Genomic DNA, 20,249 nt, shown 5'->3' with positions numbered 1-20,249 from the left:
AAGAGGGCGACCCGAACGCTGTCAGTAGCGCACCTGCCACTCGTCGCGCTCCTCGTACATCTTCCAATACTGCTTGGCCACCAGGGCCGGATCGTACCTTTCATCGCCGGGTTCGACCACGCCGCTCACCAGCACGCTTCCCACGAACACGCCGCGCGGCGCAAGCCGGTCGTGCAGCATGATGTTCAGGGCGTTGAGCGCCGCCTTGTCGATGCACAACGGCACGAGGAACGGGATGGGCGAGAACGACCAGGCGAATCCCCCGCCCGTGAGGAGGATGGCGCCGCCCTTGGCCGCGAACTCGTCGGTGGCCATGAAGCGCGCAGCGTCCCAGGCGCTTGCCACGTCCACGCGGAAACGCTCCACCAACAGATCGCCCGTGATCTCGCGGTCGCCGTCGGGCTCGGTGACGCCCACGTTGTACACGAGCGCATCGGGGCAGCCCAGCTCCTCGCCGATTTCGGCGATGGCCGTCTGCAGCGTCTCCGGACGCGCCGCGTCGACCACCTTGGTGACCACCTCGATGCCCTCCTCGCGAAACTCCCGCTGGTAGCGCGCCAGGCGCTCGGCGCTGCGGGCCATGAGCACCGGGAGGAATCCGTGCGCGGCGAACTCCCGCGCGACCGCGCTGCCTATCCCCGGCCCCGCTCCGACGATGACGACCGTCTTCTCCATGCCTTGCCTCCTTCTTGAAAGGTTCTCGCGACACCTCGATTCTCGCTCTTGCCGCCAATCATGTAAAATGCTTATCATGCATATGTATTAATTCAAATATTGCATCGTTTCCGAGAAAGGCGGGTGCGCCGTGGACACCAGGATCCTCGAGTACTTCCTCGTGGTCGCCCGCGAGGAGAACGTGACGCGCGCGGCCGAGCAGCTCAACCTCACGCAGCCGACCCTGTCCAGGCAGATACGGCAACTCGAGGCCGAGGTGGGCTCAGACCTTTTCGCCCGCGAGCGCCATCGCGTGCGTCTCACGCCCCAGGGGGCGCGCTTCAGGCAGCGCGCGCAGGAGATCGTCGGCCTGACGCGGAGGGCGTGCGAGGAGGCGACGCGGCCGGAATCGGGTCTGGAAGGCGAGGTGGTCGTCGGATGCGGCGACGCGGCGAGCATCGGACGGCTCGCGAGCGCGATGGCCTCGTTTCGCCTGGAGCACCCCTTCGTCAGGTTCACGCTGCTCTCCGGCGACAACGTGGAGGTGCGCGCCCAGCTCGAGAGCTGCGTGGTCGATATGGGACTGCTTTCCGAGCCGGTGGGAACCGAGGGCCTCGCCAGCATGCAGATGCCCAGCGGCAGGCAATGGGGCGTCCTGGCGCGGTGCGACGACGAACTGGGCGGACGGACGGCGGTGCGATCAGCCGATCTAGCGGGCAGGCCCTTGGTCACGATCTGCGACGACGTCATGCATGACGCGTTGACCAGCTGGTCTGGACGAGACGCTGTGCGAATGACCGCCGTCGCCCACTACAATCTGCTCGCCAACGCGGCCGCACTCGTGAGCTCTGGGCTTGGGGTCGCCGTGTGCGCCGAGCCAGACTGCCGCTTCGAAGGCCTGGCGTTCGTCCCCTTCGAACCCCCCTTGCGCACGACGACCGTGCTCGCATGGAAGGCGCATCGAGGATTGTCGGAGCAGAGCGCGCGCTTCATCGAGCACGTGAGGCGCGAAGGTCCGGCATCGTGAATCCATGCTGTGGTTGCTCCAGCCACAGCATGCGATGAACGCGGCATGGGCCCAAGCGGGCCCATGCCGGTCAGGGTATCGCATTCGCCGAAATCGGCTCCAGCTCCATCTCGTCCAAGAAGGGCAGCCGGAGCGCAGCGAGGCGGTCGAGTTCGCGGCGCAGGGATCCGAACGCCTCCCGCGCCTCGTCCGGCAGCTCTCCGTCGAGGACGCGGCCTCCGTCGGCCGCCTCGCGCAACCAGGCAGCGCCCTCGCGAGCAAACGTCACGTCGGCCGAGGCGAGGCTCGCCAAGCCGGCGATCATCTGCGGGTAGAAGACGCCATCGCCCGCAAGCGACGCGGCCTCGCACAGCCAACCTCCAAGGTGCTCGGAGGCGAAGGTGGCGTCCTCCTCGAGCAGCCGAGCCACCTCTTCGGCGCGCTCGCAGTCAAGGGCGGACAGGCACCTGCGCGCCGAGTCGGCCATGAAGCCCGCGAGGAGCGACGCGTGGTCCTCTGGCACCGACCCGCGCCTTTTGGGGCGCAGGCCCCGCGCCGCGAGCGCCTTCCGAACGGAGAACACGCCGTCGCCGAACAGCGCGCCCTCCCCCGAGTAGGCCGACTCCCACAGAGGCGCACCCGGCCGGCCGAGCCCCACGAGCAGACGGTTATACTCGCCCGCGCAGCGCTCGACGAGTTCCTCCCTGCCCAGGCGGCCGCGCAGGCCCCGGGCGAGCGCGGCGAGCTCCGCCATGCCGTTGCCAGGGCGGGCGTACTCGTCTGCCGCGTCCTCGGTGGCCTGCGAGGACGCGAGCTCCAGCAGCTCAGCCGTAGGCGCGCCGCCGAGCGCCTTGTGGAACAGCTCGTAGAGCCAGGCGCGGGCCAGCAGAAGCGCCTCGAGGGACAGCAGTTCCTCGGTCATGGCGCCCCCCTACAGGAACACCTGGCGGCACGCGTCCGCCAGAGCCGCCGGCCGCGGCTTGATGAGGATGTTGGGCTCGGTGGTCTCAGCATCCTCCATCGCGACGCACTCGGAAACCAGGCCCTCGCCGTACTTGGCGCGCAGCTCGTCGACATCGCCGAAGTCGAGGGCGCGCATGGCGCATGCGTCGACGCAGACGGGGTTGCCGCCTCCCGCCTCGCGCAGGACGCGGCACGCGTCGCACTTGATCACGATGCCCCTCTCCTCGAGGTGCTGCGGAGCGCCGTAGGGGCACGCCGCGACGCAGGACTGACAGCCGATGCACGCCTCGTCGTCGTGGAGCACCAATCCGTCGTCGTCCTTGAACATGGCGCCCGTCGGGCACGCCGCGACGCACGCTGGCCGCTCGCAGTGATTGCACCCCAGTGACGTCGAAAACGTGCATGCCGAGGGGAACGACCCCGATTCAAACGTGTCCACGCGCCGAGGACGCGGCCCGGCCTGCTGGATGTCGAACTTGTCCTTGCAGGCGATCTGGCAGGCGCCGCACCCGATGCAGCGCTGCATATTGTAGTAGAAGCCGTAGCTCATGACGCGTCCTCCTTACGCTTCGGGGAAGTCGATGTGGGCGATGTCGCGCTCGCAGTCGCGCGGGATGTCCCCGCCGTCGTACCTCTCGAAGTCTACGAGCGTGGTGTTGTAAGGCGAGAGGGAGTACAGGTAGTTGCTGTGGTCGGGGCCTTGTAACATGTTCTCGGAGCCGGCAAGGTCGATGGGGTTCTCGGGATCGCTCTCGTCCAGGTCGAAGTGTGCGCCGTGCGGCAATCCCACGCAACCGGGCATGATTGAGGCCATGACGGATGCCTGGCGCAGCACCTGGCCGTAGTCGTTGAACACCCGCACCGTGTCGCCGGTTTTGACGCCCTTAGCCTCCGCGTCGACCGCGCTGATGAAGATCGGGTTCTCAAGCGCCTCGCGCAGCCACGTGGAACCGTCGTTCTGGGTGTGGGCACGGCGGATATAGTGCGGCTGGTACAGCAGATACGGGTACTTGCCGGGCACTTTGCCCTCCCAGTCCTCGAACGAGGAGACGTAGCCGCTGTTGGGCGTGAAGTAGTTGGCATAGGGCTTGATGGGCTCTTCACTCAGCTGGCACCGGTTCAAGCCGTCGGCCTTCGCCTGGCAGTAGATCTCGAACTTGCCGCTTGCGGTCTCGAGCGGATGGCCCTCCGGATCCTCGATAAAGTCGCCGTACTTGATGAAAACGTAGCCGTCGTCGCGCGGCACGCTGAACACGCCCCGCTCGAAGTACTCTTCCAAGTCCATGACGCCGCCGTCCTGGGGCTTGTTGTCCACATGGTACTTGTCGGCGGTCTCCTGGCGAATGCTGAACAGCCGCTTGTACTCGCCGTCGGGAGCGCGGTACGTGGCCCCCGCCATGATGTCGAAGTAAAACTGAACCTGGCTGACCGGGAACAGCTCCTCAGGGTCGATGCCCACCTTTTCGCACAAGCGCTCCTGCACCCAGTAATCGGACTTCGCCTCGAACAGGGGCTTGATCACCGGATGCTCAACAGGAAGGATCTCCTTATTTCGGTTGCCGTTCACGTCGCCGCGCAGTGGGATGAGGCCCACTGGCCAGACGAGGTCCCCTTCGCTCGGCTCCCAGTTTCCCTCCCACTGGCTGACGATGGGCAGCACGATGTCCGAGAACATGGCCGTGTCGGACACGAACACGTCCTGCGTGCACACGAACTCGACTTTGCGGAAGGCCTCGACGCCTTTCAGCTGGCCGTTGCCGCGGGAATGCAGCGGGTTCTGCTGAAGGGCATAGATCATCTTGATATTGAGCTCGTGCTCGACCGGCTCATGGAACACCGAGCAGTCGCCCGTGAGCACGCCCTCGTCATAGGAGGTGTACTTCCCGTCAACGATAGCCTGCCATCCGACGATGGTGGGAATGCCGCACTCCTCGAGAGGGTTCGGAATATCGCCGATGCGGCCGAGCCCCGGCGAGACGAGCATCTCTCCACCGTTGGCCGCGAAGGGGCCGTACGCACCCGGCCCGAAGCCATGGCCGCTCTTGCCGGCGTGCCCTCCCATGCACGCGACTGTCATGATGAGCTGCGCCAGGTTCTCCGACCCGTTGGTGCGGAAGCCCGCGAACGAGAACAGGAACATGGTCTTGTTCTGCTTGCCCATGACCCGAGCAAGCCAGGTGAAGTCCTCCACCGGCGTGCCGCAGAACTGCGATGCCCACTCAGGCGTCTTCGGTACGCCGTCGTAGGCGCCCAACACGTAGTCCTTGAAGCACTCGTCGAGCGTGGCGTCGTCCGGCATATGCTCAAGATCAAAGCCGACACAGTACTTGCCCAGGAATTCCCAGTCGACGATGCCGCCCTCCTCCTCTTCGAGGCGCAGCATCTCGTAAGCCACGCCAAGCAGGAACGGCGTGTCGGTTCCGTTTCGAAGCGGAATCCATTTCGCGTCGAGCGCGGCGGCGGTCAGGTTGTACGACGGCCCGATATAAGCGTACTGCGTGCCCGCGTCGCGCGCCTGCTGGAAGTAGAACATCGGGTTGCCCGCCGATGCCCAGGCGGGATTGCAGCCGTCGAGCACGATGTAGTCGGCGTTCTTCAGGTCGAGGCGGTCGTTCATGGCCGGCAACCCGGGCTCGCCCATGTAGCCGAAGCCCAGCGGGCCCACGAACGGCGTGTAGCTGCCGTACGACACCGTGTCGTTCATCTGCATGAACCCGCCCAGCTTGGAGAAGAAGCTGTAGGCGGACGCGTCGAAGGCGAACTGCCCCAGCACGGAGCGTGGGCCGTACTCGTCGTAGATGCGCTTGATCTCCGACCCCACGAGGTCGATGGCCTCGTCCCAGGTGATGCGCTCCCACTCGTCGACGCCGCGCAGGTGCCCGTTGGAGTTCTCGCCGCCGCCCGGTTGCCAATGCTTGCGCTTGATGGGGTACTTGAGCCGCTCGACTCCGTAGACGTTCTGCCGCTTGGAGCGCCCTCGCGGACAGGCGCGCCATTGCGGGTTGGCCTCTGTGTCGTCATGGTCGTTGTCAGTGCCGCTGCGCACGACCACGCCGTCCACCACGTAGGCCTTGTTCAGGCACATGCCGCCGCAACCGGCGCCGCTCCAGCAGATGGCGGGCTTCCACTCGCCCTTGCCCTCTAGGACCAGCTGGTCGTTCTCGCAGATGGTCGCCCTTGGCTTGCCGCTGGCCGGCTCGTCCGCCGTCCTCTCCCTTGGGCTGCATCCCGAAACGCCGGCTGCCGCGATCACGGCAGCAGCCGCGGTCGATGCGCGCAAAAAGTCCTTTCGGCTGATCGCATGATCGATGATCCCCATAACGCTCCTCTCGTCCGAAAAACTCGCAGATATTCGCAATGGGTGCATTGTGAGGTCATGCGGCTGCGGAGTCTTTAGCTGCAACGGAAAACAAAATGCCCTACAATTTGTGCATTATGCACAATCGAAAGGGTTGCTATGAGAATCATGTCTACGCAGGTGATAGACGCCCTACATGACTATGAGCTTCGAGCGCCATCTAAATCACCCTGGAAGGATGCTGCTTTTTCGGGCATTGAGCTGTTCATAGGGCAACCCGTGGAGGAAGGCGTGCTTTACGTGACGGACTCCCCACAGACTCCGAGCGCATCTCGCGGCAACTTCGTCATAGCCTCGCCTTTCCCGATCGAATCACACGCGTGCCCCTGTGTTGTCGGAGCATCGGCCATGCAGGTGGCCAACTCGTTGCTTCGCTATTGCTCACGGCTCGAAAAATGCTTGGACGACATGAGGGAAAGCTACTATGGACGCCGCGATTTGCCAGCTCTTTGCCAGGCGCTGTCCGACTTCGCCGGCAATCCCGTCGTCGCGTACGACGCCTCGCTCCTTCCCGCCGCCCAATCATGCATACCGAAGGACGTCGCGCTCAATATGTTCGGTTCCGAGCGCGCCGACTACGATTTCGTCATGCGCACGGTTCCGGACTGGAAGCGCAAAGAAGGCGAAGCCGTGTTCCTCCGCAAGGGCGCACGGCGCATCTCCGACTACACGCAGCGACAATTGACAGCCGCCTGCAACATCGTTGCCGAAGGTGAGTTCCGGGGTTACATCGAGCTGTTCGAAGTGAACAAGCCGGTGAGCGATGGAGAGATGGTCCTGCTCGAGCAGGCGGCAGACATCCTTGCTGCCTCCCCCTACTCGCTCGAAGAGGACGGGTTCATCCAAGGGCACCTTAAAGGCCGCCCCACGCAGGAAGATATCACGGCGAGCTGGCTTTCGGCGCTTCGCTGGAACGCAGGGGACGGTATGTACGTCCTCGCGATCTACTCCCCCAAAGCCCAAAACGACAGCAGGCTGTACCTCGACCATATCGTGCGTATGCTTCACCTGGTTTTGCCGGACTCGGTCAACCAGCAAATGGGAGAGATGCCGGTTGTGGTGGCCAATGAGCGCCTGACTCCCCGAAAGAAAGCGCTCGAGGATGTGGCGGCGCTTCTTGAGAAGGTCGGCGAACGGGCTTGCGTCGGTGCCAGCGAGATCATGGACGGCATCGGATCTTTGCACGAAGCGTACGAGCATGCCAGATTCTCCGCCCGCTTCGCGTTCGAAAGCGGATCGCAGGACGTCATGCGCTTCGAGGAGTGTTGGTTCCCTTTTTTCGTCGAATGGTGCGACCTGAAAGGCAACCGCAGCCTGATCATCGATGCGCGCGCGAGCCACATGTTCGCCGACGATCGCGCTGCGGGCTCCGAGAACGCGTCCACTGTCAAAGCCTATATCGAAACCGGGTTCAACCTCAACGCCACGGCGCAGCGGATGTCCATCCATCGCAACACGGTCGCCTACCGCTTGAAGCACGTCCAAGAGCGTTACGGCATCGACCTTTCCGCGCCTATCGAGGACCCGCTCCTCGTGTTCAGGATACTGCTCTCATGCAAACTCCTCCTCGGCGACGCCTAACGGATCCACTGCCTCCACGATTTCAGCCAGGCGCTTCGTCGTCGATCTCCCAGATGTCGTCGAAGGGAATGCGGGTGCGGACGACGGTGATGGTGCGGCCGGCAAGGTCGATGTCGCTCACCAGGCCGCGCGTCGTGACGTACGCCTCGCCGTCGTAGTGGACGATGCTCGCCATCTCGCGGCGCTCCAAGCCCGCGAGGCGCTGCGACAGCTCGAGCGCCTGCTCGTCGGGCAGCTCGCGCCGCGGCTCCGCCACGCGCTCGCGCTCGCGGATGAGGTCGTAGTAGCCTTTGAGCGCGGCGAAGGGCATGAACTGCTGCGCCCGGTCGGCGCGAGGACGGCGCTCAGGCATGGTGGCCCCCGATCTGCTCGTTGCGCTCGCGCGCCGTGGCCTTCTCCTTGAGGCTGGTGCCGCGCAGAAGCGCGTTCTTCCCGAAGCGGCCCTTCACCGCCAGCACCGCCTGCTGCAACCTGCGCTCCTCGGCCTCCGCCTCCGCGTCGACGAACAGGTCCATGGTGGCGAACTCCTCGGGCAGCACGCCGCCGAAGCCCACGTTGATGCGGCGGATGGGCGCGTCTTTGCGCGTGGTCTCGTCGAACAGGTCGAGGAACCGCGGCATGAGCCTCGAGCAGAGGTTCGTGCGGTCCGGCTGCCTGCGCGTGCCGCCGGTGTGCGGGAACGCGCGCCGCCCGCTTGCGGGACGCCTGCCGTGGCCGCCGTCGAAGTATTCGCCGTCCGTGCCGTCATCGCCCGCCACGCCGCCCACGCAGCCGTCATCGCCTGCTATGCCGCCACCTTGCGCCCCGGCCCCGCCGCCCCCGCGCCCCTTCGCGTAGCCCACGTACAGCGAGATCGACCCGGCCACGAGGCCCTTCTCCACCAGGTCGAGCACGAGCTGGTCCACCATCTCCTTCAGCACGTCGCGCGCCTCGTCGAAGGAGTAGTCGCAGGGCAGCACCTGGCCGTTCCCCAGCGAATGCGCGCTCGGCTCGTAGGCGTGGATGTCGGCGATGGTACAGGGCTCCTCGCCGTGGGCGTGGTCGATCAGGTACTCGGCGTTCACCCCGAACTCGCGGTAGAGCACAGCCTCGCTCATCTCGCACACGCCGCGCAGGTCGCGCACGCCGTACTTCGCCAGGCGCTTCGCGATGCCGGGCCCGATGTTCCAGATGTCGGTGATGGGCCGGTGGGTCTGGATCGAGCGCTCGAATTCGGCCTGATCGAGGCAGCCGATATGGTCCTCGGCATGTTTCGCCGTGATGTCGAGCGCCACCTTGGCGAGGAACAGGTTCGGCCCGATGCCCGCCGTGGCGCACACGCCCGTCTCGGCCAGCACCGCGTCCATGAGCATGACGGCGAACTCCTTAGGCCCCATCCGGTACAGCGAAAGGTACGGCGTCGCGTCGATGAAGCATTCGTCGATGGAGTAGGCGTGGATGTCCTCGGGCGACACGTAGCGCAGGTAGATCGAGTAGATGTCGGCCGACACCTCCATGTAGCGCCGCATGCGCGGGCGCGCCATGACGTAGCGCACGCCCTCGGGGATCTCGAACACGCGGCAGCGGCCGGGCAGGCCGAGCGCCTTCATCGACGGCGAGATGGCCAGGCAGATGGTCTTCTCCGTGCGGTCGGGATCGGCCACCACGAGGTTCGCCGTCAGCGGGTCGAGCCCGCGGTCGACGCACTCCACGCTCGCGTAGAAGCTCTTCAAGTCGATGCACACGTACGTGCGCCCTTCCGCCACCGCTCGCCCCCTCGCGCTACCCTAACCAAAACGTTTGTTCGTACAGTATAGCGCTTTCACACCGAAGGGTCATCGGCATTCGCAACGGCCCCCGGAGATGGGCGCGATGTCCCGCGCGCCCGGGTTTGCGCGGCGCGGCGCCGCGCCTACCGGCGTTCGGGTGCGATCGGGCGCTTGGCCGGCCCTTCCAGCACCGAACCGTCGGCGGCGAAGCGCGAGCCGTGGCAGGGGCAGTCCCACGAGTCCTCCACGTCGTTGTGCGCCAGGCAGCAGCCCAAATGCGAGCAGCGCCGCCCCGGCTTCACCAGGTTCGCCGCCGACACGCCCGCATTCGAGAGCAGGCTGGGAGCGAGCATCGAGCGCTGCGGCGAGAACACGGCCTCCACCGGGCTCCGGCCATGCACCACGAGATCGGCGATGGCGCGCGCGGCCACGAGCGCGCCCGTCATGCCCCATTTGCTGAACCCCGTGGCCACGTACTGGTTCGGGCGGCTGCGCCGATGCACGCCGATATAGGGCACGTGGTCCAGGCTCATGCAATCCTGCGTCGCCCACGCGTAGCGCTCCCGCGCGCCCCGGTACGCCTCGTCGGCGAACGCCCGTATCTTGGCATAGCCCTCCGTGGGCTTCGGCCCCTGCCCCGTGCGGTGCCCGCCGCCTCCCACCAGCAGGAAATCGCCGTATGTGCGGAACGAGAAACCGCCCGCGTCGCCTATGAACATGCCGTCGACAAGCGGGGCACCTTCCAACGCCAGCGCATAGGAGCGCTCCTGATGCTCCTTCATGAAATACAACCCCGGCACGTTGACCAGGGGATAGTGCGATGCGAACACGATATGGCCGGCGGTCACGGAGCCGCGGTCCGTGCGCGCCGTGCTCCCGCTCACGTCCCTCACGAACGCGTGCTCGTACACGTCGACGGACGGCATGAGCCCGAGCAGCCCGAACAACAGCTTCAGCGGGTTGAACTGCGCCTGGCGCTCCATGCCCAGCGCACCCCGGTTCGCCACCGGCACCGGCGCGCTCGGCAGCACATGGTGCGGGATGCCCAGCTGCTCGTAGGCGGCAAGCTCACGCTCGATACCCGCCGTGGAGCCCGTGGCGTACACGTAGGCCGTCTTCTCCTCGAAGTCGCAGGGAACGGCATCGGCCAGCTGGCGCAGCCCCGCCACCGCCGCCTGGTTCGCCTCGAAGTAGAGGCGCGCGGCATCGGCGCCCCTCTTCTTGATCAGCCGGTCGTACACAAGGCCGTGCTGGGCCGTCACCTTCGCGGTCGTGTTCGCCGTCACGCCGGCGCCCACCCGGCCGCCCTCAACCAGCACGCAGCGGCATCCCGCCTCCGCCAGCAAATACGCGCAGAGCACGCCTGCCATGCCGCCGCCTATCACCAGCACGTCGGCGGAACGGTCGCCTTCGAGCGCCTTCGCGTAGCCCTGCGGCCGCACGGCGGTAGCTTCCCAAAGAGAGGTCATGCCGAGCCCTTTCGTCTTCAAGAGGAACGATCAGGCATCAGGGTACCTCGGCCCGCCACTATGAAGGCGGCCCGCCAGAGCGCGTTTGCCGCGCTTTGCCGAACGGTTTCGCGCACGTGAGCGATCGAATTTGCCGAAACATCCCGAAAGCAAGGGGCTCTCGTCGCTCTGCAAAAAGGGCATGCGAGAATCATCCGACGCATAACGCTCCAAATGCCAGCGCTCCCTTCGCCACACATCATTCCGCATTGACAAGGTTTGGGACGCTCGAAGCGATCTCGCCCAGGAAAACTACGATCCCCTTCGATGGTCGCAGCGCGGCAGCGATAAGCTCATTGCACAGCGCCGGCGCATGGACCAAACGGCCTTTCGCAGAATAGGATGTCCACCTGCTCCTTCCCAGCTTGGATAACAGAAACCAACACAAGGTTCCGCTCAACTGCCCAGCAAATGGTTTAAGCGAGATCGCCCGACCATCGATGCGCTGCGCCCAACTGAGCGCACCCCTGACCCCGGCATCCAAGTACAGGACGCTAGGCAAAGCGGGCAGAATCGTCGACGCTTAGAAAAGTGCGCATGAGCCGACTCGGTGAAAAGCGAGCCTGCGCTCGAGACGGCGAACGACCGAACTTCTCAAAGCTGTTTTCAAGCTCGTCAGAGCAGGCGGCCATGCTGCAGCGCGCAGCGAAGCCGAGCCCCATATTGACAAGCCCCTCGCGCAGAAAGCAGCGGCGCCCGGGTTACGCCCCAAGCGCCGCGAAAAGCTCGGAATGCACAACCTCCACTATGCGGCGAGGCGCCTCGCGATGGCGAGGATGAAGTCCCGGGTGGAGAGCGTCGTGGGATTCGGCAGCGTGGTGATGCGCGCCAGGTCGCCCGTCATCTCGCCGGCCTCGATGGTGTCGAGCGTGGCGCGCTCCAGGCGGTTCGCGAAGTCCACCAGCTCGTCCAGGCCGTCCAGCTCGCCGCGCTTACGCAGCGCCCCCGACCACGCGAAGATGGTGGCCACGGAGTTCGTGGACGTCTCCTCGCCCTTGAGGTGCTTGTAGTAGTGGCGCTGCACGGTACCGTGCGCGGCCTCGTACTCGAAAATGCCCTGCGGGCTCACCAGCACCGACGTCATCATGGCCAGCGACCCGAAGGCGCTCGACACCATGTCGCTCATCACGTCGCCGTCGTAGTTCTTGCACGCCCAGATGAAGCCGCCGCTGTCCTTCATCACGCGTGCCACCGCGTCGTCGATGAGCGTGTAGAAGTACTCGATGCCGGCCTCCTCGAAGCGCGCGGCGTACTCGGCGTCGTAGATCTCCTGGAAGACGTCCTTGAAGCGGTGGTCGTACTTCTTCGAGATGGTGTCCTTCGTGGCGAACCAGATGTCCTGCTTGATGTCGAGGGCGTACTCGAAGCAGCTGCGCGCGAAGCTCTCGATGGACGCGTCGAGGTTGTGCATGCCCTGCGCGATGCCCGGGCCGTCGAACTCATGCACGAGCTCGCGCGTCTCGGTGCCGTCGGCCGCGGTGTACACGAGCTCCACCGTGCCGGGGCCGGGAACGCGCAGCTCCGTGTTCTTGTACACGTCGCCGTAGGCGTGGCGGGCGATGGTGATGGGCTTCGTCCAGTTGCGCACGCACGGCTCGATGCCCGCCACGGTGATGGGCGTGCGGAACACGGTGCCGTCGAGCATGGCGCGAATGGTGCCGTTGGGGCTCTTCCACATCTGCTTCAGGTCGTACTCGTCCATGCGCGCGGCGTTCGGCGTGATGGTGGCGCACTTCACGGCCACGCCCAGGCGGCGGGTTGCCTCGGCGGAATCCACGGTCACCTGGTCGTCGGTGGCGTTGCGGTGCTCGAGTCCCAGGTCGTAGTACTCGGTCTTGAGATCGACGTGCGGGCAGATCAGCTCGTCCTTGATCATCTGCCAGATGATGCGCGTCATCTCGTCGCCGTCCATCTCCACCAAAGGCGTGGTCATTTGTATCTTCGTCATGGGATCCTCCGTGTTCGCCCGGATGCCGTACTCTCGTCCTTGTATGATACCCTAGGGTGCAGCGATTCGCGCTCTTGTTAACGTCACTTTAACGAAAGCGCCGCAACCGGTTCCGCGGACCGCATCGCAACGACGTGCAGGCGAAAGGAGCGGGCATGGACGAATCCGAAACGATGGACCATGGGGAAACGGCAAAGGGCGTTTCCTGCGCCGAGGCGACAGCGGCGGCATTGCGCGTGCTTCGTGCGCCAGAGCTCGTCGGCAAGGTGTTCCTCGAAGGAGGGCTGGTCCCCTGGGTTCTAAGCGGAAGGGATTCGGGCCGTCTGCACGGCGACATCGACTTCTCCGTGCGGCTCGAAAACATGCCCGACGTGCGCGCATGGCTCGTACGGGAGGGTCTGCACGATCTCGCGCTTGATTCGCGCCACGCGCCCTGCAACGTCGATGGAGAGGATCACGGCGCGCACGCCCGCATCGACGGCGTCCTCGCGAGCTTCTGTCCCTTCTTCTTTCGCGACGGGGCGCTTGTGCAGCGAAATGCCGAGCAGAGGGCCTTCGCCGGATACGACGCGCTGTTCGAAGCGACCGTTCCCGGACTTGTCGAAACCGATTTCGTGGAGGTGCGCGAGCTTCCCGGTTGCGGACGCGTCGGCCTCGCCACGCTAGAGGCCTGCCGCGCCGCCAAGGTCGCGAGCGGCCGCCCCAAAGACCTTGCCGACATCGCCGAGCTCGACCGTCTCGGCTACGACGAGGGGCGCATGGAGCGCGTCGCACGGGCCTTCGCCGCTGCGGACGTCGCCTGCACCGCCTACAGCGGGTAGGCCGGCCCTATCTCCCGAACCGCCCGGTTCCAAGGCCCTCCTCCCCTTTCCGGATCGCCCCGGATCAGCCGCGCGCGAGCGGCGCAAGCCTCTCCCGGCCTGCCCACCGCCCTCCCTACTCCAAGTACGCGCCCGTCTGGCGGCTCCAAAGGCGGGCGTACTCGCCGCCGGCCTCGATGAGCTGGGCGTGGGGGCCGTCCTCCACCACTTTGCCGTCCGCCAGCACCACGATGCGGTCCAAGCTGGCCACCGTGGAGAGGCGGTGCGCCACCACGATGGCCGTACGGCCCTTCATGAGCGTGGCGAGCGCGTCTTGCACCAAATGCTCGCTCTCCGAATCGAGCGCGCTCGTGGCCTCGTCGAGCACGAGCACCGGGCAATCGGCCAGAAGCGCCCGCGCGATTGCGATGCGCTGGCGCTGCCCACCCGAGAGCTTCACGCCGCGCTCGCCGGTGATCGTGTCGAAGCCCTGCGGCAGCCGCTCGATGAACTCGAGCGCGTTCGCCCGCCGCGCGGCAGCACGGATCTGCTCCATCGTGGCGTCGGGCCGCCCGTAGGCGATGTTCTCCGCGATGGTGCGGTGGAACAGGAGCGACTCCTGCGGCACGTAGGCTATCTGCCGGCGCAGGCTCTGCTGCGTGGTGTCGGCCACGTTCTGCCCGTCCACGAGGATGCGCCCCTCCTGGATGTCGGACAGGCGCAGGAGAAGCTTCGTGAGCGTGGTCTTGCCCGCCCCGCTCATGCCCACGAGCCCCACGCGCTGGCCGGCGGGGATATGCAGGTTGAAGCCGTCGAACACCTGCGTGCGAACATCGCCGTCGGTGTACCAGAAGCCGATGTCCTGAAAATCGATGGCGCCCTCGCGCACCCGAAGCGGCGGCGCGCCCGGCTTGTCGGCCACGAGGCGCGGCTCGTCCAAGATGACGGTCATGCCGCTCGCGTCGCCGAAGGCGCGGTTGAAGCGCTGCAGGCCGTTGTTGATGAAGTTGAACTGGTTCGTCACCGTGTAGGTGTAGGTGAACATCACCACGAGCGTGCCCGGCGTGATGCCGTACCACGCGTTGCCGCCCGCGATGAACACCGTCACCACCGCCATGATGGTCACCGTGATGCACGCCGTGATGATGCCGCGTGCGAGCGATGCCCACATGCGCTTGCTGTCGCGCGCCACCACTTCGCGGTTAGCCTGGTCGAACAGGCTGCGCTCGTAATCCTCGCGCCCGTAGGTTTTCACGGCGAGGATGTTCGCCACCGAATCGGACAGCTCGCCCGAAAGCTGGTTCTGCGCGCTTGCGGCCTTCTCGTTCAGATGCAGGATGCGCTTGTACATGTAGTACGACACGCCCGCGTACACCGCCAGCAGCGCCATGAGGATGACGACGTACACCGGCACGCGCGGCGCCAAGATGGCGCATGTGAAAACGACCGAGCAGATGACCGGCAGAAACGGGAACGTGATGGTTTCCAAAAGCAGCTGGTAGGCGCTCATGAACTTCGTGGTCTGGGAGACGAGCGTGCCGCCGAAGCGGTTGGAATGAAACGACATCGACTGGTTGCACAGCGCGTCGAAGCTCATGGTGGCAAGATCGTACGCCGCGGCGATCTCCAGCTTGTACATGGTGTAGTCCTGCAGCTTGCTGGCTGTCTGGCCGGCCACGTTGATGACGATGAGCGCCGCGATGTAGGGACCGAACACCTCGAACACCTGGTCGGCCGCCACCGGCTCGGCGCTCACGCGGTCCACCACGAGGCTCATCACGTAGGGGTTGCCGTACGACAGCAGCGCCGTGAAGCAGAACGTCGCCAGCATCAGTCCTGCGAACAGCCCGAAGTGCCTGCGCGTGACCAGCCAGAAGTAATGCAGCGTCCGTCGCGTGGTGGAGGCTGCGCGCGCGGATGCGACGCCGCTGCGCGCTTTGTCGTTGTGAGGCATGCGGAGGTTCCCTTCTCTTGGCACGCTCCCGATTATGCCATATGCGTCAAGGGCGAAAAGCCAGAGGCATCGCGGCTCCGCAGCCCATTCGCACCGTCAGGGGTCCCTAGCGCGCGACGAGCGCCAGGTACCCGTCCTCCAGCGTGGGCTCCGCCGGCTGCGCGCCGGCGGGCGGGACGTCGGCCACCACGCGGTAGCGGGTGCCTTCGGGGGTGGCGGCGGCGTTGGCCACGACGGCCCCCGCAGGCGGGGCGGGAAGCGGAGGTGTGACCCATGTGCGACCGCGTGCCGCGTTGACGAGGCCGGCCACAGCGCCGTCGTAGCAGAGGCGCCCGCCGCGCAGCACGCACACGTAGGGGCAGGTCTGGGCCACATCGTCCAAGATGTGCGTGGAGAGGATCACCGTGCGCTCGCCGCCGAGCGACGCCAGAAGCGCGCGGAAGCGCATGCGCTCCTCGGGGTCGAGGCCCGCGGTGGGCTCGTCCACCACGAGCAGCCGTGGATCGCCCATGAGGGCCTGCGCGATGCCCACGCGCCGCCGCATGCCGCCGGAGAACCCGCCGATGCGCCGCCGCGACACGTCGGACAGCCCCACGCGCTCCAAAAGCTCGCCCGCCTGGCGGCGGCGCTCGCGCGCATCGTCCATGCCCTTGAGAACTCCCATATACTCCAAAAACTCAAGCGGCGTGAGATTGGGGTACGGCTCGATGTCCTGCGGCAGGTAGCCGAGCGTCCGCTTGAGCGCGCGGCGCGTGCGCGCGTCGGACAGATCGTGCCCGTCTGCCAGCACGCGTCCGCGTGTGGGGGCCGCGATGCCGCAGAGGATGCGCATGAGCGTGGTCTTGCCCGCGCCGTTCGGCCCCACGAGGCCGATCATGCCCGAGGGCAGGTCGAGCGTGAGGTCGTCGAGGGCGCGCGGCTTCTTGCGGAAGTCCTTGCCCAGATGCTCGAGGGAGATGAACACGGTAGCTCCTTTCTTGGAAAGAGTTCCTGGGAGGGCGTTGGGAAGGGTGGCGATCGGCAGGGTACCAAAGCCTCGTCGAGGACAGCGCGTCAGCGTCGGCCTCCGCGCGCACGGGAAAGCGAGCCCGCGGCGGCGAGCAAGGCGACGGCGATCGCGACCCTTCCCGCCACGGATGCGAAAGCGGCCAAGGGCGAAGCCGGGACCGCCGCCCAGGCGGCGTTCTCGTTGAGCACGGGAGGGAGCCCGAACAGCGTTTGGAGCGCAGGGTCGGACGCGATCTCGAAACGCATGCCGCCTCCAGGCGTCGGCACTCCGACAAACGAGGTGAGCGCGAGCGCAGCGAGCCACGCGGCCACGGAGGCGAAGCGCGCGAACGCCCGGGGCAACGCCGCGCCCGCAAACGCCGAGAAAGCCGCCGCGAGCAGCGCCGCCGGCGCGACGACCAGTGCGAACATGACCAGCGCTTGGAGCGGGCCGAGGAAGTTGCCATGCGCAAGCTGCCCGAACCCGCAGCAAAGCAAAAGCGCGAGCGACGGCAGCAAGACGACGGCGAGCGCGCCTGCCACGCGCGCCGCGGCGAGAACGGCCGGAGCGACGGGGGCCGCCTCCTCCACTTCACCGATGCCGAGCCTCACAGGCGACGAAGCGAGGTCTACGCACGCGGCGGCGTAGGCGACAGGCGGAAGCATAGCCAGCATCTGCGCGAAAAACGCCAGGTCGATCACGTCTCCTGATTCGTACGGCATGTTTCCGTTCACCATGACCGCAAGCGAGAGCAAGCACAGCGCCGCCGACGCCGCCCACAGCGCGCGCTGCCGAGCTGCGATGCGGGCATGCGCGAGCGCCATCCGCAAAAACCTCATCGCGCCCCCACCGCCTTGGCGCACGCCCGCTCCGGACTGCCCAGCGAAAGCCATGCCCCGGCGGCGGCGGCCAATGCGAGAGCCATCGGAACGGCGCGCTGCAACACCGGGTCTCCGGCGAGATTGGGATCCCAGAAAAACGACAGGACCACCCACGCGAGCACGACGAAGAAAGCCGCCGCGCGCGGGCTCTCCATGATCGCAACGACCGCATAAGCCGTCAACGCGAGCACGACCGCGCCGCAGACGGGCGAAAGGGCGCTCGCCCAGCCGATATCGCCATAGACGACGCCGAGCGCATGGAGCGGCGCGAACATGGCGAGCGCGCCCACCGTCCCAGCAAGGGCGAGCAACGCACCGCGCGCCGTTTGGACGGCGCGCACGCCGAAAGGCGTCGAACCGTGCAGCTCGACAAGCGCGTCGCCCGAGAGGACGGAAAGCGCGCCTATGCCGACGGCCAGGGAGTGAAGCGGCACGAACGCGACCGAGGCGACCCTCGCCCACGGCACGCCCGCGATAGCCGACGCCGATGCGCCTACACAGGCGATCAGCACCCCGATCGCCACGGGGAGCGCCACCCCGGCGCCACGGACGCGCGTCAGCTGAACGGTCGCAAGGGCCAGCGCCATGCGGGGGAGCATCCTGCTCATCGAAACCTCCTTCATCGATACCTTCCTCATCGCGGTTGCGGTTCCCACGCCATCGTCACAATGCGCGCAAGCGCGCGAGCGCCACGCGACGCGACGAGCACACGACCGCCGCAAGCAGCGCCACACCGACTGCGAGCATGCCGACGGAACCGAGCGCATTCTGCACGCTGCCGGCAAGCGCCGCAATGCCGCTTGCCGGGGCCACCTCCGCCGCGGGCAGCACGAGGGGAACGACCGCCGCGCCCGCCAACGCGCCCGCCCACGAAGCTTCCGACCACACGGTCGCAAGCGCCGCAATGCCGGCCACGAGGGAAAGCGGCGCGAGCCATGATTCCGCGACCGCGCCCACGTCAAGGCCGGATCCGGACGCCAACCATGCGAACAGGGCCGACGCGGCTATGCCCGCGAGCGCGTCCACGCCCAGCACAAGCGAAAGCCGCGCCAGCGCAACGGCTTGCGGACCGAGCGGCGTGGCGAGCGAGAGCGCATCCGCACGACCCCGCGACATCGCCAGCGTGGTGGTGAGGGCCGTGCCGAACAGAAGGAGCGCCGCGAACCACCAGCTGGCGGCAGACGCAGCAGCGGAAGCGACGCCGATCAGGCACGCCGCGCCCACAGCTGCCGCAGCCACCGTAAGCGCAGCGGACAGCACGGCATGCGGAACGACCCGAAACTGCGCGACGGCCAACGTCCCAGCGAGGCATACGGCCTCGGCGACCGGCCGGCGCGGGACGTCGAGCGAGGAAGGTGCCGCCGCCACGCGCGCCGCTATGCGCGCGAAGTCGGGCACGTCGCCTGCACGAACCGCCTCCTGCCGTCGCAGCGCGGTGCGCAGGTTCGCGGACGCGGACGGGCGATCAGGCGCAAGCTCGACCGCGCACGTCCGCTCAACCTCGCCCGCAGCGCCGCCCTCGAGCCGCGAAACGCCTGCGCGCCCTTTTCCGTACGGCCCCATCGTCCATCCGCCTCGCTCGCTCATAACCGCCTCCTCAACATGCTCCGAACCAATCTCCGCGCGCGGGACACGCGCGACTTCACCGTGCCCACCGGCACCTCCGTCACGACGGCGATCTCCGCATACGGCAGTTCGTGGAGCCACGCCAGCCGCACTGTCTCCGACAGCTCCTCCGGCAGCGCATCGAGGGCGGCGCATATCTCGGCCACCCCTGCCTCCTCCATGAGCGCGCCCGTCGGATCGCCGTCGGCACCCTCATCGACCGCCATCTCGAATGCCTCCTCGTCGAGCGGGCATTCCGCCAGCCGCATGCGGCGCGACCTCATGCATGCCTGACGCTTCGCGATGCCCAGAAGCCATGTGAGCACCCGGCTGTCGCCTCGGAACGCACGCGCCGAACGCCAGCATCCCAGCCACGTGTCCGCAGCCACCTCCTCAGCCGCCTCGCGGCTGTCCATACGCGCGAGGGCGAACGCCAGCACAGCCGGAGCGAAGGCGCAGTACAGCTCTTCGAGCGCGGCCTCGTCGCCGCGCGCTACGCGCGCGAGCGCCGCTGCCGCCTCCCGTTCGTCCATGCAGTCGTCCTCCTTCGCCATCGCCGTCACCTTGTTAGTAGCGCCCGCCCCCGCTCCGGTTCGCGCTTTTTCGAAACATCCAAAAAACCGTCCTCCCGGAAAGGCGCCGCCGAGAGCGGTCAACCCGCCCGCGACGCGGCCCCTCGGATAGGAACGCGAATCGAAAGCGATCGCAACCCTCGCCAGCGGACCTTCGACCAACCGCGGCGACCACGGCGCGGCGGGCGGCGGCACCGAGGCGGCCCTCCAAGCCTCCTCGCGCCGCTCGGCCCTTCCGTCAGAAAGAGAGCGCTCGCCGAAAGAGAAAGCCCGACCAAAGCCTCGCATCGCGCAGAACGGAAACCCCCTCCGCCTCGCCGCCCGTCCTTTTCTGTCGGAAACTTGCGTTTGGTGAACGGTTTTACCGCCGTCGGCGGCGCCTCGAACTCCACCCCGGACGAATGGAATGACGCCACCTGGGCCTTTGCTTTCACACCTCTTCGACGCATCCGTAAATCCCCCAAAACCGTTCACCAAACGCAAGTTTCCGACAGAGGACGACAGGCCCGGAGCAAGAAGGGACCGACCGCGCCGCGTCGGCGTGATCCGAGGCGGCGAGGAAGCAGGGCAAGACCGCGCCTGGCGGCGAAATGCGGAAAACCTTTCGTCTACCGTGGATCCCATCCTGCGCCGAAGGCGGTCGAACGCGAGCCCGCGTCGAAGCGCTTCGGGCCGCTTCGTTT

At 66.7% G+C, this 20,249-nt stretch carries 17 protein-coding genes; 3 read left to right on the top strand and 14 right to left on the bottom strand.

Going from position 1 to position 20,249, the window contains the following annotated elements; translation table 11 throughout:
- Positions 1 to 21: 21 nt before the first annotated feature.
- The gene (locus tag B5F40_RS11040; protein WP_087194395.1) at positions 22 to 675 is read right to left on the bottom strand and encodes an SDR family NAD(P)-dependent oxidoreductase; all 654 of its coding nucleotides are present in this window, start codon (positions 673 to 675) and stop codon (positions 22 to 24) included.
- Between the two features lie 130 nt (positions 676 to 805).
- On the opposite strand from B5F40_RS11040, the gene B5F40_RS11035 reads away from it, so the two are divergent.
- Positions 806 to 1,681 (top strand): LysR family transcriptional regulator, encoded by an 876-nt coding sequence (locus B5F40_RS11035; RefSeq protein ID WP_087194394.1) that lies wholly within the window; start codon positions 806 to 808, stop codon positions 1,679 to 1,681.
- A gap of 70 nt (positions 1,682 to 1,751) precedes the next feature.
- Here the strand turns inward: B5F40_RS11035 and B5F40_RS11030 are convergent, their stop codons facing one another.
- The 3 genes from B5F40_RS11030 to B5F40_RS11020 are packed head-to-tail and all read right to left on the bottom strand — an operon-like array spanning position 1,752 to position 5,942.
- Positions 1,752 to 2,582: a TorD/DmsD family molecular chaperone gene (locus B5F40_RS11030; RefSeq protein WP_087194393.1), complete on the bottom strand. Its 831-nt coding sequence runs from the start codon at positions 2,580 to 2,582 to the stop codon at positions 1,752 to 1,754.
- Positions 2,583 to 2,591: 9 nt separating this feature from the next.
- Entirely contained in the window at positions 2,592 to 3,173 is a 582-nt protein-coding gene (locus tag B5F40_RS11025; RefSeq protein WP_087194392.1) for a 4Fe-4S dicluster domain-containing protein, read from the bottom strand.
- Positions 3,174 to 3,185: 12 nt separating this feature from the next.
- Entirely contained in the window at positions 3,186 to 5,942 is a 2,757-nt protein-coding gene (locus B5F40_RS11020; protein ID WP_162610965.1) for a molybdopterin-dependent oxidoreductase, read from the bottom strand.
- Between the two features lie 447 nt (positions 5,943 to 6,389).
- Here B5F40_RS11020 and B5F40_RS11015 point away from each other — a divergent pair, with 447 nt between their 5' ends.
- Positions 6,390 to 7,562 carry a PucR family transcriptional regulator gene (locus B5F40_RS11015; protein ID WP_162610964.1) on the top strand — a complete coding sequence of 391 codons (1,173 nt, stop codon included), beginning with the start codon at positions 6,390 to 6,392 and terminating at the stop codon, positions 7,560 to 7,562.
- 22 nt (positions 7,563 to 7,584) lie between these two features.
- On the opposite strand, the gene B5F40_RS11010 is transcribed toward B5F40_RS11015, so the two are convergent.
- The 4 genes from B5F40_RS11010 to B5F40_RS10995 all read right to left on the bottom strand — a co-directional run bounded on the left by B5F40_RS11010 (position 7,585) and on the right by B5F40_RS10995 (position 12,766).
- Complete coding sequence (locus B5F40_RS11010; RefSeq protein ID WP_087194389.1) at positions 7,585 to 7,914, bottom strand: hypothetical protein; 330 nt, start codon at positions 7,912 to 7,914, stop codon at positions 7,585 to 7,587.
- A complete protein-coding gene (locus tag B5F40_RS11005) occupies positions 7,907 to 9,307 on the bottom strand; it encodes a Y-family DNA polymerase (RefSeq protein ID WP_087194388.1) in 1,401 nt (466 codons plus the stop codon). The genes B5F40_RS11010 and B5F40_RS11005 overlap by 8 nt, the downstream gene beginning before the upstream one ends.
- A gap of 146 nt (positions 9,308 to 9,453) precedes the next feature.
- On the bottom strand, positions 9,454 to 10,779 hold the full coding sequence (locus B5F40_RS11000) for an FAD-dependent oxidoreductase (RefSeq protein ID WP_087194387.1): 1,326 nt from the start codon (positions 10,777 to 10,779) through the stop codon (positions 9,454 to 9,456).
- A gap of 784 nt (positions 10,780 to 11,563) precedes the next feature.
- Entirely contained in the window at positions 11,564 to 12,766 is a 1,203-nt protein-coding gene (locus B5F40_RS10995) for an NADP-dependent isocitrate dehydrogenase (RefSeq protein WP_087194386.1), read from the bottom strand.
- A 155-nt stretch (positions 12,767 to 12,921) separates the two neighbouring features.
- Here B5F40_RS10995 and B5F40_RS10990 point away from each other — a divergent pair, with 155 nt between their 5' ends.
- A complete protein-coding gene (locus B5F40_RS10990) occupies positions 12,922 to 13,587 on the top strand; it encodes a hypothetical protein (protein ID WP_087194385.1) in 666 nt (221 codons plus the stop codon).
- 115 nt (positions 13,588 to 13,702) lie between these two features.
- Here the strand turns inward: B5F40_RS10990 and B5F40_RS10985 are convergent, their stop codons facing one another.
- From B5F40_RS10985 to B5F40_RS10960, 6 genes are all read right to left on the bottom strand, one after another.
- Positions 13,703 to 15,520, bottom strand: coding sequence for an ABC transporter ATP-binding protein (locus B5F40_RS10985; protein WP_087194384.1), 1,818 nt, complete (start codon positions 15,518 to 15,520; stop codon positions 13,703 to 13,705).
- Between the two features lie 106 nt (positions 15,521 to 15,626).
- Positions 15,627 to 16,484 carry an ABC transporter ATP-binding protein gene (locus B5F40_RS10980; protein ID WP_087194383.1) on the bottom strand — a complete coding sequence of 286 codons (858 nt, stop codon included), beginning with the start codon at positions 16,482 to 16,484 and terminating at the stop codon, positions 15,627 to 15,629.
- Positions 16,485 to 16,573: 89 nt separating this feature from the next.
- Positions 16,574 to 17,347, bottom strand: coding sequence for a hypothetical protein (locus B5F40_RS10975; RefSeq protein ID WP_087194382.1), 774 nt, complete (start codon positions 17,345 to 17,347; stop codon positions 16,574 to 16,576).
- The gene (locus B5F40_RS10970) at positions 17,344 to 17,997 is read right to left on the bottom strand and encodes a hypothetical protein (protein WP_087194381.1); all 654 of its coding nucleotides are present in this window, start codon (positions 17,995 to 17,997) and stop codon (positions 17,344 to 17,346) included. Before B5F40_RS10970 ends, B5F40_RS10975 begins: the two co-directional genes overlap by 4 nt.
- Positions 17,998 to 18,052: 55 nt before the next feature.
- Positions 18,053 to 18,976 carry a hypothetical protein gene (locus B5F40_RS10965; protein WP_239443024.1) on the bottom strand — a complete coding sequence of 308 codons (924 nt, stop codon included), beginning with the start codon at positions 18,974 to 18,976 and terminating at the stop codon, positions 18,053 to 18,055.
- Entirely contained in the window at positions 18,973 to 19,548 is a 576-nt protein-coding gene (locus B5F40_RS10960; RefSeq protein WP_087194413.1) for an RNA polymerase sigma factor, read from the bottom strand. Before B5F40_RS10960 ends, B5F40_RS10965 begins: the two co-directional genes overlap by 4 nt.
- Positions 19,549 to 20,249: the final 701 nt, after the last annotated feature.

The organism is Gordonibacter sp. An230, assembly GCF_002159915.1.
Lineage (GTDB): Bacteria > Actinomycetota > Coriobacteriia > Coriobacteriales > Eggerthellaceae > Rubneribacter.
The sequence above is the reverse complement of the archived record's forward strand: the minus strand, read 5'-3'. Positions and strand labels throughout refer to the sequence as shown.

Bases quoted from the DNA above. Each gene is read 5' to 3' on its own strand.
- B5F40_RS11040 (WP_087194395.1), bottom strand. From the start codon at position 675: ATGGAGAAGACGGTCGTCATCGTCGGAGCGGGGCCGGGGATAGGCAGC.
- B5F40_RS11030 (WP_087194393.1), bottom strand. From the start codon at position 2,582: ATGACCGAGGAACTGCTGTCCCTCGAGGCGCTTCTGCTGGCCCGCGCC.
- B5F40_RS11025 (WP_087194392.1), bottom strand. From the start codon at position 3,173: ATGAGCTACGGCTTCTACTACAATATGCAGCGCTGCATCGGGTGCGGC.
- B5F40_RS11020 (WP_162610965.1), bottom strand. From the start codon at position 5,942: ATGGGGATCATCGATCATGCGATCAGCCGAAAGGACTTTTTGCGCGCA.
- B5F40_RS11015 (WP_162610964.1), top strand. From the start codon at position 6,390: ATGAGGGAAAGCTACTATGGACGCCGCGATTTGCCAGCTCTTTGCCAG.
- B5F40_RS11010 (WP_087194389.1), bottom strand. From the start codon at position 7,914: ATGCCTGAGCGCCGTCCTCGCGCCGACCGGGCGCAGCAGTTCATGCCC.
- B5F40_RS11000 (WP_087194387.1), bottom strand. From the start codon at position 10,779: ATGACCTCTCTTTGGGAAGCTACCGCCGTGCGGCCGCAGGGCTACGCG.
- B5F40_RS10995 (WP_087194386.1), bottom strand. From the start codon at position 12,766: ATGACGAAGATACAAATGACCACGCCTTTGGTGGAGATGGACGGCGAC.
- B5F40_RS10990 (WP_087194385.1), top strand. From the start codon at position 12,922: ATGGACGAATCCGAAACGATGGACCATGGGGAAACGGCAAAGGGCGTT.
- B5F40_RS10985 (WP_087194384.1), bottom strand. From the start codon at position 15,520: ATGCCTCACAACGACAAAGCGCGCAGCGGCGTCGCATCCGCGCGCGCA.
- B5F40_RS10975 (WP_087194382.1), bottom strand. From the start codon at position 17,347: ATGAGGTTTTTGCGGATGGCGCTCGCGCATGCCCGCATCGCAGCTCGG.
- B5F40_RS10970 (WP_087194381.1), bottom strand. From the start codon at position 17,997: ATGAGCAGGATGCTCCCCCGCATGGCGCTGGCCCTTGCGACCGTTCAG.
- B5F40_RS10965 (WP_239443024.1), bottom strand. From the start codon at position 18,976: ATGAGCGAGCGAGGCGGATGGACGATGGGGCCGTACGGAAAAGGGCGC.
- B5F40_RS10960 (WP_087194413.1), bottom strand. From the start codon at position 19,548: ATGGCGAAGGAGGACGACTGCATGGACGAACGGGAGGCGGCAGCGGCG.